Annotated in this window: 11 protein-coding genes; 7 read left to right on the top strand and 4 right to left on the bottom strand. The window is 59.5% G+C overall.

Annotated features, from left to right (window positions below; translation table 11 throughout):
• Nucleotides 1–49: 49 nt before the first annotated feature.
• Nucleotides 50–1504: a tRNA uracil 4-sulfurtransferase ThiI gene (gene thiI, locus I9H07_RS00945; protein WP_058391942.1), complete on the bottom strand. Its 1455-nt coding sequence runs from the start codon at nt 1502–1504 to the stop codon at nt 50–52.
• Between the two features lie 339 nt (nt 1505–1843).
• Here thiI and glnA point away from each other — a divergent pair, with 339 nt between their 5' ends.
• The 7 genes from glnA to I9H07_RS00910 all read left to right on the top strand — a co-directional run bounded on the left by glnA (nt 1844) and on the right by I9H07_RS00910 (nt 9951).
• Nucleotides 1844–3250, top strand: coding sequence for a type I glutamate--ammonia ligase (gene glnA / locus I9H07_RS00940; RefSeq protein WP_024643327.1), 1407 nt, complete (start codon nt 1844–1846; stop codon nt 3248–3250).
• 181 nt (nt 3251–3431) lie between these two features.
• Nucleotides 3432–3989 (top strand): chorismate mutase, encoded by a 558-nt coding sequence (locus I9H07_RS00935; RefSeq protein ID WP_024675032.1) that lies wholly within the window; start codon nt 3432–3434, stop codon nt 3987–3989.
• A gap of 79 nt (nt 3990–4068) precedes the next feature.
• Nucleotides 4069–4611 (top strand): DUF4124 domain-containing protein, encoded by a 543-nt coding sequence (locus I9H07_RS00930; RefSeq protein WP_024675031.1) that lies wholly within the window; start codon nt 4069–4071, stop codon nt 4609–4611.
• An 11-nt stretch (nt 4612–4622) separates the two neighbouring features.
• Nucleotides 4623–5240 carry a DUF4124 domain-containing protein gene (locus tag I9H07_RS00925; protein WP_032606578.1) on the top strand — a complete coding sequence of 206 codons (618 nt, stop codon included), beginning with the start codon at nt 4623–4625 and terminating at the stop codon, nt 5238–5240.
• Nucleotides 5241–5533: 293 nt separating this feature from the next.
• Nucleotides 5534–6619 (top strand): nitrogen regulation protein NR(II), encoded by a 1086-nt coding sequence (glnL, locus tag I9H07_RS00920; RefSeq protein WP_024643323.1) that lies wholly within the window; start codon nt 5534–5536, stop codon nt 6617–6619.
• Nucleotides 6616–8052, top strand: a complete 1437-nt coding sequence (gene ntrC / locus I9H07_RS00915; RefSeq protein ID WP_058391939.1) for a nitrogen regulation protein NR(I) — start codon at nt 6616–6618, stop codon at nt 8050–8052. The genes glnL and ntrC overlap by 4 nt, the downstream gene beginning before the upstream one ends.
• Before the next feature lie 105 nt (nt 8053–8157).
• Complete coding sequence (locus I9H07_RS00910; RefSeq protein WP_236424607.1) at nt 8158–9951, top strand: amidase; 1794 nt, start codon at nt 8158–8160, stop codon at nt 9949–9951.
• A 147-nt stretch (nt 9952–10098) separates the two neighbouring features.
• Here I9H07_RS00910 and mgrA read toward each other — a convergent pair whose 3' ends face one another.
• The 3 genes from mgrA to I9H07_RS00895 all read right to left on the bottom strand — a co-directional run bounded on the left by mgrA (nt 10099) and on the right by I9H07_RS00895 (nt 13603).
• Complete coding sequence (gene mgrA, locus I9H07_RS00905) at nt 10099–11136, bottom strand: L-glyceraldehyde 3-phosphate reductase (RefSeq protein ID WP_024672930.1); 1038 nt, start codon at nt 11134–11136, stop codon at nt 10099–10101.
• A gap of 81 nt (nt 11137–11217) precedes the next feature.
• Nucleotides 11218–12153, bottom strand: coding sequence for a sulfonate ABC transporter substrate-binding protein (locus I9H07_RS00900; RefSeq protein WP_058823818.1), 936 nt, complete (start codon nt 12151–12153; stop codon nt 11218–11220).
• 124 nt (nt 12154–12277) lie between these two features.
• Nucleotides 12278–13603 carry an LLM class flavin-dependent oxidoreductase gene (locus I9H07_RS00895; protein ID WP_236424609.1) on the bottom strand — a complete coding sequence of 442 codons (1326 nt, stop codon included), beginning with the start codon at nt 13601–13603 and terminating at the stop codon, nt 12278–12280.
• Nucleotides 13604–13606 lie beyond the last annotated feature (3 nt).

Below are 13606 nucleotides of genomic sequence, written 5' to 3'. Positions count from 1 at the left end.
GGTGTCGGGGGGCCGGTGACGCAAGCCACAGGCAAACAGCCCCGGGCACTTAGCTCGGTCGATAAACGCGCACATTGGCATGCCCCTCACTGAGCAAATGGTGAGCATGCAGGCGACTCATGACGCCTTTGTCGCAATACAGCAGGTACTGGCGCGTGTCATCCAGTGCCTTGAAGCGGCTATTCAATGCGTAGAACGGCAACGTCTGTATCTCCACGCCGGGCACTTGCAACGGCTGGTCTTCCTGGGCATCCGGGTGACGGATGTCGATGATGACCTGGCCGGCCAGCGCCTGGCTGACTTCTTCAATGTCGACATGGCGGCTCAGATCGTCGATGACCCGATCGATCGAAACCAGCTTGGCGCGCTCGAGCGCTTGCTCGAGAATCGCCATGTCGAACTGCTTTTCTTCGTACTCAACGCGGTTACGCTTGGCGTTGGTCTTGGGGTTGACCGAAATCACCCCGCAATACTCAGGCATGTGCCGGGCAAAATCAGCGGTGCCGATTTCAGTCGCCAGGTCCACGATGTCCTGCTTGTGGCTTGCAACAAGCGGGCGCAAGACCAGCTTGTCGGTCGCCGCGTCGATCAGCGACAGGTTCGGCAGCGTCTGGCTGGCAACCTGTGAAATCGCTTCGCCCGTGACCAGCACATCGATTTCGAGACGATCAGCCACCGCGGATGCAGCGCGTAACATCATACGCTTCAAAACTACACCCATATGACTGTTATCGACTTTCTGCAGAATTTCTCCGAGAACTTCCTCGAAAGGCACGCTGACGAACAGCACGCGCTGCGAACTGCCGTACTTCTTCCAGATGAAGTGCGCGACTTCCATCACGCCCAGTTCATGGGCACGTCCGCCCAGATTGAAGAAGCAGAAGTGCGCCATCAAGCCGCGGCGCATGATCTGGTAGGCCGCAACGGTCGAATCGAAACCGCCGGACATCAATACCAGGGTCTGCTCCAGCGCGCCGAGCGGGTAGCCGCCCAGGCCTTTGTGCTGGTCATGCACGACAAACAACCGTTGGTCGCGAATTTCCATGCGCACGACCAGATCGGGCTTTTTCAGCTCGATTCCGGCGGCGCCACATTGCATGCGCAGCTTGCTGCCGACGTATTTCTCGACGTCCATGGAGCTGAAATCGTGACGACCGGCACGTTTGCAGCGCACCGAAAACATCGTGCCCGGCAGCAGGTCTGCATAGTGCAGTTTGCACTTGGCAACGATGTCGTCCAGATCGCCCAGCGGGTACTCGGCCACTTGCAGAAAGTTGGCGATGCCCGGCATGCAACTCAGCCGATCCCTGATGCCCTGCAGCACTTTGGGGTCGGTCTGGCGGGTTTCGACCTCAAGGTTGTCCCATACGCCACCCACGACAATGTCCGCGTCCAGTTCCCGGAGCACGGTACGAATGTTCTTGCCCAGCTGCCGGATGAATTTCTTGCGAACCGGCGGGCTTTTAATGGTGATTTCTGGGAAAACTTTAACGATTAGTTTCATGGAAACGGAGCGTGAGGTGCCGACCAAAAAAGGGGGGCGCGGATTATAGCGGAAATTGCTCAAGGTTTAACCAGTTATCGTACAGCAGATAAGCAGCGCACCAAAAAGAGTCGACGCACCAAAATGCAGCGCCATAACGGTGCGCGTTTTCTCCGACTCAAGCGCTTTCAGCCCCTGAAAGCCTTCATTTGAAGCAAAAAACCCAACACAGGGCACTGGCATGCAAATTGCTCCCTTGTGAGGCAGGTTGCCTTGGCAGAATATTCGAGCCGGCATCACCAAAATTCAAGGGACCCACACTCTACCAACAAGTAGGTCTCTAGCCACCCGGAGGACACCATGTCGAAGTCGGTTCAACTCATCAAAGATCATGACGTTAAGTGGATTGATCTGCGCTTCACGGACACAAAAGGTACGCAGCACCACGTGACCATGCCAGCTCGCGATGCGCTGGAAGACGACTTCTTCGAAGTCGGCAAGATGTTCGACGGTTCCTCCATTTCCGGCTGGAAAGGCATCGAAGCCTCCGACATGATCCTGCTGCCGGACGATGAAACCGCGGTCCTGGATCCGTTCACCGAAGAGCCTACCCTGATCCTGGTGTGCGACATCATCGAACCTTCGACCATGCAAGGTTACGATCGCGACCCACGCGCCATCGCTCGTCGCGCCGAGGAATACCTGAAGTCCACCGGTATTGGTGACACGGTATTCGCAGGCCCGGAGCCAGAATTCTTCATCTTCGACGAAGTGAAATTCAAATCCGACATCTCCGGCTCCATGTTCAAGATCTACTCTGAACAAGGTTCGTGGATGTCCGATCAGGACGTCGAAGGCGGCAACAAAGGCCACCGTCCAGGCGTCAAAGGTGGTTATTTCCCGGTTCCGCCGTTTGACCACGACCACGAAATCCGTACTGCCATGTGCAACGCTCTGGAAGAAATGGGCCAGACCGTTGAAGTTCACCACCACGAAGTGGCGACCGCTGGCCAGAACGAAATCGGCGTGAAATTCAACACGCTGGTTAAAAAGGCTGACGAAGTTCAGACCCTGAAGTACTGCGTACACAACGTTGCCGATGCTTACGGCCGTACCGCTACCTTCATGCCCAAGCCACTGTACGGTGACAACGGTTCGGGTATGCACGTGCACATGTCCATCGCCAAAGATGGCAAGAACACCTTCGCAGGTGAAGGCTATGCCGGTCTGTCCGACCTCGCGCTGTACTTCATCGGCGGCATCATCAAGCACGGCAAGGCACTGAACGGTTTTACCAACCCTTCGACCAACTCGTACAAGCGTCTGGTTCCAGGTTTCGAAGCACCGGTCATGCTGGCCTACTCGGCACGTAACCGTTCCGCATCGATCCGTATTCCTTACGTCAACAGCCCGCGCGGCCGTCGTATCGAAGCACGCTTCCCGGATCCGTCAGCCAACCCGTACCTGGCCTTCGCAGCCCTGTTGATGGCTGGCCTGGACGGCATCCAGAACAAGATCCACCCTGGCGATGCAGCTGACAAAAACCTGTATGACCTGCCGCCTGAAGAGGCCAAAGAGATCCCACAAGTTTGCGGCAGCCTGAAAGAAGCCCTGGAAGAACTGGACAAGGGCCGTGCGTTCCTGACCAAAGGCGGCGTATTCAGCGATGACTTCATCGATGCCTACATCGCGCTGAAAAGCGAAGAAGAAATCCGCGTTCGCACCTTCGTACACCCACTGGAATACGAGCTGTACTACAGCTGCTGATCCAGCCGCGCCAGCATTGATGGCGTAACAAGAGACCTCCTTCGGGAGGTCTTTTCGTTTGGGCGCACTACGCCGGATTGCAGTACACCACGTAAAGTTTTCTTCACTGCACAGGTCTGGCCCTGATCAGTTACCTGGAGTTAAATCTGCGTCTCCCCAACTGATCCGAGATGGAACCGCCATGCGCCTGCTTCTGGCCACTTCCCTGCTGACTCTGACCTTCATGTCCTCAGGCTTCGCCTTCGCCGGCGGGCAAAAGCCTTCTGTTATCGAACCGTTGCTGCAAGCAATCAGCGAACGTCTGACCATCGCCGATCAGGTCGCCCTGAGCAAATGGGACAGCGGCAAGGCCGTTGAGGACCCGCCCCGCGAACAGCAAGTCATCAGCGCCGCGCAGGCCCGCGCTGCCGAGTTCAAGCTGAAGCCCGAAGACGTTGAACGGCTGTTCCGCGCACAGATCGAAGCCAATAAGCAGGTGCAGAACGCCCTTCTCGCCCAGTGGCACGCAGCGGGCAAGGCGCCTGATACGGTCAGACTGAGCCTGGCGGACGACATCCGTCCGAAACTCGACCGCCTGCAAACCCAATTGCTGCAGGCCTACGCCGACTTCCAGCCGCTGCGCGAGACAAAAGACTGCAAGATCCAGCTCGACGCGGCGCTCAAGCGTTATCAGCGCGACCCGATTCATGACCAGGCGCTGGTGCTGGCCACTGCCGATCTGTGTGCCGCAAAACCCTGACACAGCAGGCGGATAGCGCAGCATAGGGCGATGTGTTCTATGCTGAGCGCCATTCATGCCCTTTGCTGTCGAGAGCCTCATGCGTCATAGCCTGATTTGCCTGCTGCTGTTGATCAGCCTGCCTGCCATGGCGCAGATCTATAAGTACACCGATGCGAACGGCAATACCGCGTTCAGCAATCAGCCACCCAATGGCACCAGGAGCGAAGTGGTCGAATTGCCGCCGCTGAACAGCATCGACACCCAGGCACCGTCCAGACCTGCCGTGAACAGCGCCCCGCCATCGGCCCCGGCACAAGCGCCCGCTCAATCTCAGCCACAACATGCCTACGACGTACTGGAGCTCACGGACCTGCCAGCTGATGAGGCCTTACGCGCCAACAACGGCACGTTCATCATTGGCGTGAAGATCCAGCCGCGCCTGCAGGAGAACCATCGCCTGCAACTGCTGCTGGACGGTAATCTGTACGGACAGCCGTCCAACCTGCCGCGTTTTCAGGTGGTCAATATCGACCGTGGCGAACACAGCTTCGCCGTGGTGGTGAAGGATGGCGAGCGGATCATTCAGCAGAGCGAGACGATCACGCTGACGGTGCAACGCGTCCATCTCGGCAAACCATGAACCGGCCCGGCATGCGCTGCCTGCTGATCGGTGTGCTGTTGCTGTCGGCGCTGCCTGCGCTGGCCGACGTCTACACCTACATCGACGCGCAGGGCAATCGGGTATTTACCGATCAACCGCACAAGAACGCCAAGCGCGTCGACATCCCGCCCAGCAACAACATGACCGGCACGCCGCCCACCCGCACCCTGAAAGCCAGCCCCAGGCCAGCAGCTCCGGCGCCGATGTTTCACTACCAGTTGTTGAGAATTCTGGTCCCGGAGCCGGATGCGACGCTGAACAATCCGAGTGGCGAATTCATCGTCACCGTGACCAGTGACCCTGCCCTGCAGCCGGGCCACAGCTACCGGTTGTTGCTGGACGGCGTTGCTGTCGGCCAGCCTGGACGCAGCCCGGTGTTTCCGGTGAGCAATATCGATCGCGGTACCCATCAGCTGTCGGTGGAAATTTTCGATGAGCTCGGCCGGGTGCTGGAAAAGACCCCGAATCAGCCGCTCCACGTGCAGCGCGTTTCCCTGGCGCAGAAGCGTATGACCAACCCCTGCAAGGACGAGCAATACGGCGTTCGTCCGGAATGCCCGCTCAAGGACAAGCCAGAGCCAAAAAGCAGCATTCTGCCGTTCTTCTGACTCCCGCCCAAGCCAGGCACCTTTTTGGTGCGCCATCAGCCTGACTGCGCAACAATACAGCCCAAACTGGTTCAGAAATGCGGCCCGGATAGCGCCGTATGCGGGCACACTTTGAAAAAATGCCCCGAATTTGCAGATAAAGCGCTTCTTTTCGGAGCCTTGGTTTGGTTTTTGCAACTTCACTGACACAGCACCTATCAAGCACCGTATCGGTGATTTTGCTCATGCTGGCGAAGACCACCCAGCACCCGCATTGCACGACTGCAATGTGCCAAAAGAGGTCAACACGATTCATGACTATCAGCGACGCGCTGCACAGACTGTTACTGGATAACCTGACCACTGCCACCATTCTGCTCAACTCCGACCTGCGACTTGAGTACATGAACCCGGCAGCGGAAATGCTGCTGGCGATCAGCGGGCAGCGCAGCCATGGGCAATTCATCAGCGAGCTGTTCACCGAGTCGGCCGAAGCACTGAGTTCACTGCGCCAGGCGGTGGAGCAGGCACACCCGTTCACCAAGCGCGAAGCAATGCTCACCGCACTTGCCGGCCAGACCCTGACGGTCGACTACGCCGTGACGCCCATCCTCAGCAAAGGCGAAACCCTGCTGCTGCTTGAAGTACACCCGCGCGACCGTCTGCTGCGCATCACCAAAGAAGAAGCGCAGCTGTCCAAGCAGGAAACCACCAAGATGCTGGTACGCGGTCTGGCCCATGAAATAAAGAATCCACTGGGCGGGATTCGCGGTGCCGCGCAACTGCTGGCCCGCGAACTGCCGGAAGAAAGCCTCAAGGACTACACCAACGTCATCATCGAAGAGGCCGACCGGCTGCGTAATCTGGTCGACCGCATGCTGGGCTCCAACAAGCTGCCTTCGCTGGCGATGACCAACGTGCATGAAGTGCTCGAGCGGGTGTGCAGCCTGGTCGAAGCCGAAAGCCAGGGTTGCATCACGTTGGTGCGCGACTATGACCCAAGCATTCCCGATGTACTGATCGACCGCGAACAGATGATTCAGGCCGTGCTCAATATCGTGCGCAATGCGATGCAGGCAATCAGCGGCCAGAACGAGTTGCGCCTCGGCCGGATCACGCTGCGAACCCGCGCCATGCGCCAGTTCACCATTGGCCATGTGCGCCATCGGCTGGTCAGCAAGATCGAAATCATCGACAACGGTCCGGGTATCCCGGCCGAGCTTCAGGAAACCATTTTCTACCCGATGGTCAGTGGCCGCCCGGATGGTACCGGGCTCGGTCTTGCCATTACCCAGAACATCATCAGCCAGCACCAGGGCCTGATCGAGTGTGACAGCCATCCCGGCCACACCACGTTCTCGATCTTCCTGCCGCTGGAACAAGGAGCAGCTTCGACATGAGCCGTAGTGAAACTGTCTGGATCGTAGACGACGATCGTTCTATCCGCTGGGTACTGGAAAAAGCCTTGCAACAGGAAGGCATGACCACGCAAAGCTTCGACAGCGCCGACGGGGTGATGAGCCGTCTGGCCCGTCAGCAACCGGACGTGATCATCTCCGACATTCGCATGCCCGGCGCCAGTGGCCTGGACCTGCTGGCGCGGATTCGCGAGCAGCACCCGCGCTTGCCAGTGATCATCATGACGGCCCATTCGGACCTGGACAGCGCGGTTGCCTCGTATCAGGGTGGTGCTTTCGAGTACCTGCCCAAGCCGTTCGACGTCGACGAAGCCGTCTCGCTGGTCAAGCGCGCCAACCAGCACGCTCAGGAACAGCAAGGCCTGGACGTGCCGCCGACCCTGACCCGCACCCCTGAAATCATCGGCGAAGCGCCAGCGATGCAGGAAGTGTTTCGGGCCATCGGGCGTCTGAGTCATTCCAACATCACCGTGCTGATCAACGGCGAATCGGGGACCGGTAAAGAGCTGGTCGCTCACGCCCTGCACCGTCACAGCCCGCGTTCGGCTTCGCCGTTCATCGCCCTGAACATGGCGGCGATTCCCAAGGACCTGATGGAATCGGAGTTGTTTGGCCACGAGAAAGGCGCTTTCACCGGCGCGGCCAACCTGCGTCGCGGCCGCTTCGAGCAGGCGGACGGCGGTACGCTGTTCCTCGATGAAATCGGCGACATGCCGGCCGACACGCAAACCCGGCTGCTGAGGGTTCTGGCGGACGGCGAGTTCTATCGGGTTGGCGGTCATACGCCGGTCAAGGTCGACGTGCGAATCATTGCCGCGACGCACCAGAATCTGGAAATCCTCGTGCAGGCCGGCAAGTTCCGTGAGGACTTGTTCCACCGCCTGAACGTGATCCGTATCCACATTCCGCGCATGTCGGACCGTCGCGAAGACATTCCGACGCTGGCCAAGCACTTCCTGAGCCGCGCAGCGCAGGAGCTGTCCGTCGAGCCCAAACTGCTCAAGGCCGAGACCGAGGAATACCTCAAGCATCTGCCGTGGCCAGGCAACGTTCGTCAACTGGAGAACACCTGCCGCTGGATCACGGTCATGGCTTCGGGTCGTGAAGTGCACATCAGCGACCTGCCGCCGGAACTGCTAAGCCTGCCGCAAGACGCTGCGCCGGTTACCAACTGGGAACAGGCGCTGCGTCAATGGGCCGACCAGGCGTTGTCTCGCGGTCAGTCCAGCCTGCTGGACAGCGCGGTGCCGACCTTCGAACGAATCATGATCGAAACCGCCCTCAAACACACCGCCGGCCGTCGCCGCGACGCCGCCGTGCTGCTGGGCTGGGGCCGCAACACCCTGACCCGCAAGATCAAGGAACTGGGCATGAAAATCGACGGCGGTGACGACGACGAGGCAGACGAAAGCTGAGCCTTCCTCAAGACCGAACACTGGCATTTCTGCCAGTTACTCGCCACGTCCTTTAATGATTAGCTTCTTCTGACCCCACTCAAGGGGCATAAGGAGCTAATCAGTATGGAAAGTGCATTATTCGATGAATCTGACGCCCGACAGCGCGCCAATAATTTACGTTTGCTTGCTGCACTGCCGTGTGGTGCCAGCATTGAAAGACGCGAGCGGATTGTTGACTACGATATCGTCGAACTCGCCGCACTGCTGCGCGAAGACAACCCGCAAAGACTGACCGCCGAACAGGTGTTCATCGAGTACTGGAGCCGCATCACCCAGCTCAACGGCCCGGAAGAAATCTATGGCGATAACGGCAAGTACAATGCTTTCGTGCGTCTTGAGCATTTTTCGGCGCTCCTGGAGCAGGCGAGACTTGCCGATAGATGGCTGACCAGCCAGGACGATGAACGCGGCCCGGCCCCTCCGTTATGCGGAATTCCCTTCGGCATAAAAGACTCTTTCGCCATCAAGGGCCTTGAAAGCAAAAACGGCACTCAGGCCTTTTCCGGCAACCTGGCATTACGTGATGCGACATGCGTCGCCCGGCTGAGGGCTCAGGGCGCATTGATTATCGGTCATACCATCTGCTCCGAACTCTCAACCCATACCGTCGGCCAGTTTGCCGGGAATGCGTGGGACCCGACGCGCACGCCGGGTGGGTCCAGTCAGGGCTCGGGGGTCGCCCCGGTTGCGCGTCTGTGCGCCGCAGCGCTGGGCGAAGAAACCGCGGGCTCGATTATCATCCCGGCGGCAGCCAATGGCGCCAGCGCGATAAAGCCGTCGCTGGGGCTGGTGTCTGGCGCCGGCGTGATGCCGCTGCGAACCGGCTGGGACGTGGTCGGCCCCATGGCCCGTTCGATTCGTGATGCATCGCTGATCCTGTCGATAATTGCCGGCCCTGATGGAGAAAACGATCCGCAAAGCCTGTCGGCCCCGTCGATAGGCGAGCAGCTATCCATTACCCCGACCCCCGGTTCTCTTCCTCTGGAAGGGCTGACCATAGGCATTCCGCAGACAGACTGGATGTCTTCGCCTGGACAACCTCCCGCGCAGTCTTACGACGAGGACTACAGCGCAGCCTTCGTCAGGTTCAAGGACCAGCTTGCAGCGCTGGGCGCAAAGGTCGTCGACTTCCCGTGGCTGGATGCCGGAGCTCCTGAAAACACCCCTTACACCGCGCCCGAACCCATTCATGACGTGCTGAACAGTGATGGCAGCATTCTGATGAGTGTCAACGCCCAGGCCGTTACCAGTTACGCCAATCAACTGGAAACCCGGCACTGGTCGGCCGTGCGTGATTTTGCAGGCTCGCTGGAGAATGAAGACGACCGGGAATACCTGCTGCGAAGATACCCGGAGTTGTACGATCAGGTTGCCTCACTCATTCCAGTGGGCATCAGACTCGAAGCAGAGAACAGACGCCGCCAGGAACAGGGGCATTTTGAAAAGGCACTGAATGACTATCAGATTGACTTCATGATGGTGCTGCCGCTTGGTGCACATGTCGGCGAACGGGCAGGCCCGGTGGCAAAGTCGCTTCCGGTGCAACGCAGGTACTTCGCCCAGCCCAACGCACTGGCCTGGCCCATGCTGACGCTGCCCATCGGCCATGGCGCGACCGGCATTCCACAGCAATTGCCCATTACTGCGGCCTTTTGGGGAAGGCGCTTCAGCGAGCCTTTTCTGGTGCAGGCCGCCATCGACTTTCAGACCCATTATCCCGAGTATCACACCAAGGTCCCGCCAGACCCGGACTTCGCCTCACCTGTGGCGTTTCATCTCTGGGCACTGGACGAAATACCTTCGCAGTACTCAGCGGATCCGCTGGTCATTGCCGAGGGCAGGAGAAAAACATCATGACCCCGGGATATTTCTTCGTCATTGAGTGGCGCCCCCTGAACAACTCGGCGCTGCTGCCCGTGCAGGCTAGCAGGCCGCCAGGTGCATTTTTCAATGTCCGATGGCGGCCTGCACTGAGCCTGGCCTATTACCCGGCCATGGCTGTGCTTACTCCGCCAGCGACGGTTTTTCCCACAGATTGATGCCGCCTTCCACGGCAAAGCTATCGATCTCGGCCAGTTCTTCGCTGCTGAACGCCAGGTTCTTCAGCGCACCGACGTTTTCGATGATTTGCTCCGGGCGGCTCGCGCCGATCAGCGCTGATGTTACGCGTGGATCACGCAACGTCCAGGCCAGGGCCATCTGCGCCAGGCTCTGACCACGACGCTGGGCAATGTCGTTGAGTGCGCGCACGTGGGCGATGTTCTGTTCGGACAAGTGCGAAGCCTGCAGCGAACCACCGCCCGGACGATTGACCCGCGCGTCCTTGGGCACGCCGTTCAGGTATTTGTCAGACAGCAGCCCCTGCGCCAATGCGGTAAAGGCGATCACGCCAGCACCCAGCTCTTCGGTAGCCTCCAGCAGGTCTTTCTCGACCCAGCGATTGAGCAGGTTGTAGGCCGGCTGGTGAATCAGCAACGGCACTTTCCACTCTTTCAGCAGCGCAGCGATTTCGCGGGTCTTGGCCCCGGAATACGACGAGATACCGATGTACAGCGCCTTGCCCTGCTGCACCGCCGTGGCAAGCGCGCTGGCGGTTTCTTCCAGCGGGGTGTCCGGATCGAAGCGGTGGGAATAGAAAATATCAACGTAATCGAGCCCCATGCGCTGCAGGCTCTGATCAAGGCTGGCAAGCACGTATTTGCGCGAGCCGCCGCCCTGCCCGTAAGGCCCTGGCCACATGTCCCAGCCAGCCTTGCTGGAAATAATCAGTTCATCGCGGTACTGCTGGAAATCTTCGCGCAGCAAACGACCGAAGTTGATCTCGGCGCTGCCGTACGGCGGGCCATAGTTGTTGGCCAGGTCGAAATGGTTGATGCCCAGATCGAACGCCGTGCGCAGCATGGCGCGCTGGGTGTCGATCGGCGTGCTGTCACCGAAGTTGTGCCACAAGCCCAAAGACAGTGCCGGAAGCACCAGCCCGCTGCGGCCGGTACGGCGATAAGGCATGTCTTCGTAACGATTTTCGGCAGCGATGTAGGTCATTGAGTCCTCTCTTGTCTGGGGGATATTCGAGGCGTCTTGATTGCGGTTGCGAACAGGTGACGCTTGTTCGCAACGCCGGAATCATGGCTTTTGCCAGACAACCTGCTGAATGTCGACCCGCTTGGGTATCAAGTGGTTGTCGTAAAACAGATCAGCGGTCGCCTGCTGCGCACGCACGATATCGGGTGTGATCGGCAGGCTGGGTGATGCAGGCCGATGGTCAAGATACTGAGTGATGACCGCCTCAGACAAGCCCATGCTGCGTGCCAGAATCTGAATGCTCTCGGCACGCCGGGTCCGCGACAGGCCATCGGCAACGGTCAGTTCGTCAAGGATCTGCTGCACGAACGCGCCGTTTTTATCGGCGAACTCCCGGCGTGCCGTATAGAAGGGCCCCGACAGTCCAAGCCCTTCACCATTGGCCAGCAGGCGGCTGTGGCCTTCGCTCATGGCGATGGAATAGTACGGGTCCCAGATTGCCCAGGTATCGACGCTGCCGTTCTCGAACGCGGCGCGGGCATCGGCCGGGGTCAGGTAGATCGGCTGAATATCCTTGAAGGTCAGCCCTGCCTTGTTCAGCACGCGCAGCACCACGTTGTGGGAGCTGGAGCCTTTCTGAAGTGCGACCTTGCGGCCCTTCAGGTCAGTGACGCTGTGCAGCGGGCTTTCATTGCGCACCAGCAAGGTTTCTGCCTGTGGCTTGGCTGGCTCCGCGCCGATGTAGACCAGATCGGCACCTGCGACCTGAGCAAAGATCGGCGGAATGTCGCCGGTTGAAGCAATATCCAGACTGCCGATGTTCAACGCCTCAAGCATCTGCGGCCCGGCGGGGAACTCGATCCATTGGATCTTTGTATCAGGAAAACGCTTCTCCAGCAGCGCGTGCTCCTTGGCCAGCACCAGCGTGATCGAACCTTTCTGGTAGCCGATGCGCAGGCTGTCGGGTTCTTCGGCAGAGGCGCTGTTGAGCAGACCGCAGAAGGCCAGAATGGCGGTGATAAAGGTGAATGATTTCATCGGTAATCCTTTCGGCGAAAATTATCCCGGTTGACGCTCGTGCCCATGCTCCGCGTGGGTATGCATGTCGTGACGCTCCGCGTCGCCTTTCTGCAGCCTTGCGCGGCAGCAAACGCCGGAGTGATCAAAATCTATAAGCAGGCCGCTGCAAGCCCAGGTTGTCGCGCAACGTCGTGCCTTCGTATTCGCGACGAAACAACCCGCGCCGCTGCAACTCAGGCACCAGCAGCTGTGCGACATCTTCAAGCCCGCCCGGCAGATGCGGCACCAGCACATTGAAGCCGTCGGCTGCGCCCTGTTCGAACCAGATTTGCAGTTCATCGGCGATCTGCGCGGGTGTGCCGATCAGGCTGTAGTGCCCTCGCCCACCGGCAATCCGCCGCCCCAACTGCGCCAGCGTCAGGTTTTCCTGATCGGCCAGTTCGGTCAGCAATTTTTGCCGACTGCGCTGGCCGCTGTCGGTCAACGGTAACTCCGGCAACGGGCCGTCCAGCGGATAGCCCGACAGGTCGAAATTTCCCAGCATGCGCCCCAACAAAGCGACACCCACCTGAGGCTCGACCAGGCGTTGAAACGACTCGAATTTTTCTTTCGCCAGCGCCTCGGTTTCTGCCACGACGATGAACACGCCGGGCATGACTTTCAGCGACGCTGCGTCACGTCCGTATGCGCGCAAACGCCCCTTGATGTCTGCGTAAAACGCCTGTGCACTGGCCAGCGATGTCTGGGCGGTAAACACAACTTCCGCCGTCTGTGCCGCCAGATCACGTCCTGCTTCAGAAGAGCCAGCCTGCACCACCACCGGCTGGCCCTGCGGCGAGCGCGCCACATTCAGCGGCCCTTTGACGCGGAAGTGCTCGCCCACGTGGTCGAGCACATGCAGCCTGGCCGGGTCGTAGTACTCACCACTGGCTTTGTCGCGGATGAAAGCATCGTCTGCCCAGCTGTCCCACAGGCCGGTCACCACCTGATGAAACTCGCGTGCGCGGCTATAGCGCTCGGGATGCCCTACATGTTCGGCGCGACCGAAGTTCTGCGCTTCGGCGGCAGCATCCGACGTCACCAGATTCCAGCCTGCCCGCCCGCCGGACAGATGATCCAGCGAGGCGAACTTGCGGGCCACGTGATACGGCTCGTTGTAGGTGGTGGTCGCGGTTGCAATCAGACCGATGTGGTCAGTCACCGCGCTCAGCGCCGAGAGCAGCGTCAGTGGTTCAAAATGATCGGAGCGCGCCATGCGGCTGGCGATATCACCGGTCGCCGCGGCAACGCTGTCCGCCACAAACAGCGCATCGAATTTTGCCGCTTCGGCCACCCTGGCCAAATGCCGATAGTGCTTGAAATCCAGCCCCGCATCGGCAGGCACATCCGCATGGCGCCACGCCGCAACGTGGTGCCCGGTGGCCATTAGAAAAGCGCCCAGTTTCATCTGTCGAGCAGTCGTGCTCATTCT

Origin of the sequence: Pseudomonas syringae (assembly GCF_023278085.1) — a bacterium.
Lineage (GTDB): Bacteria > Pseudomonadota > Gammaproteobacteria > Pseudomonadales > Pseudomonadaceae > Aquipseudomonas > Aquipseudomonas syringae_Q.
The sequence above is the reverse complement of the archived record's forward strand: the minus strand, read 5'-3'. Positions and strand labels throughout refer to the sequence as shown.

What these genes read in the sequence shown, in the direction of transcription:
- mgrA (WP_024672930.1), bottom strand. Translation starts at nt 11,136, where the DNA reads ATGACCTACATCGCTGCCGAAAATCGTTACGAAGACATGCCTTATCGC.
- ntrC (WP_058391939.1), top strand. Translation starts at nt 6,616, where the DNA reads ATGAGCCGTAGTGAAACTGTCTGGATCGTAGACGACGATCGTTCTATC.
- I9H07_RS00925 (WP_032606578.1), top strand. Translation starts at nt 4,623, where the DNA reads ATGCGCTGCCTGCTGATCGGTGTGCTGTTGCTGTCGGCGCTGCCTGCG.
- glnL (WP_024643323.1), top strand. Translation starts at nt 5,534, where the DNA reads ATGACTATCAGCGACGCGCTGCACAGACTGTTACTGGATAACCTGACC.
- glnA (WP_024643327.1), top strand. Translation starts at nt 1,844, where the DNA reads ATGTCGAAGTCGGTTCAACTCATCAAAGATCATGACGTTAAGTGGATT.
- I9H07_RS00900 (WP_058823818.1), bottom strand. Translation starts at nt 12,153, where the DNA reads ATGAAATCATTCACCTTTATCACCGCCATTCTGGCCTTCTGCGGTCTG.
- I9H07_RS00910 (WP_236424607.1), top strand. Translation starts at nt 8,158, where the DNA reads ATGGAAAGTGCATTATTCGATGAATCTGACGCCCGACAGCGCGCCAAT.
- I9H07_RS00895 (WP_236424609.1), bottom strand. Translation starts at nt 13,603, where the DNA reads ATGAGCACGACTGCTCGACAGATGAAACTGGGCGCTTTTCTAATGGCC.
- I9H07_RS00930 (WP_024675031.1), top strand. Translation starts at nt 4,069, where the DNA reads ATGCGTCATAGCCTGATTTGCCTGCTGCTGTTGATCAGCCTGCCTGCC.
- I9H07_RS00935 (WP_024675032.1), top strand. Translation starts at nt 3,432, where the DNA reads ATGCGCCTGCTTCTGGCCACTTCCCTGCTGACTCTGACCTTCATGTCC.
- thiI (WP_058391942.1), bottom strand. Translation starts at nt 1,504, where the DNA reads ATGAAACTAATCGTTAAAGTTTTCCCAGAAATCACCATTAAAAGCCCG.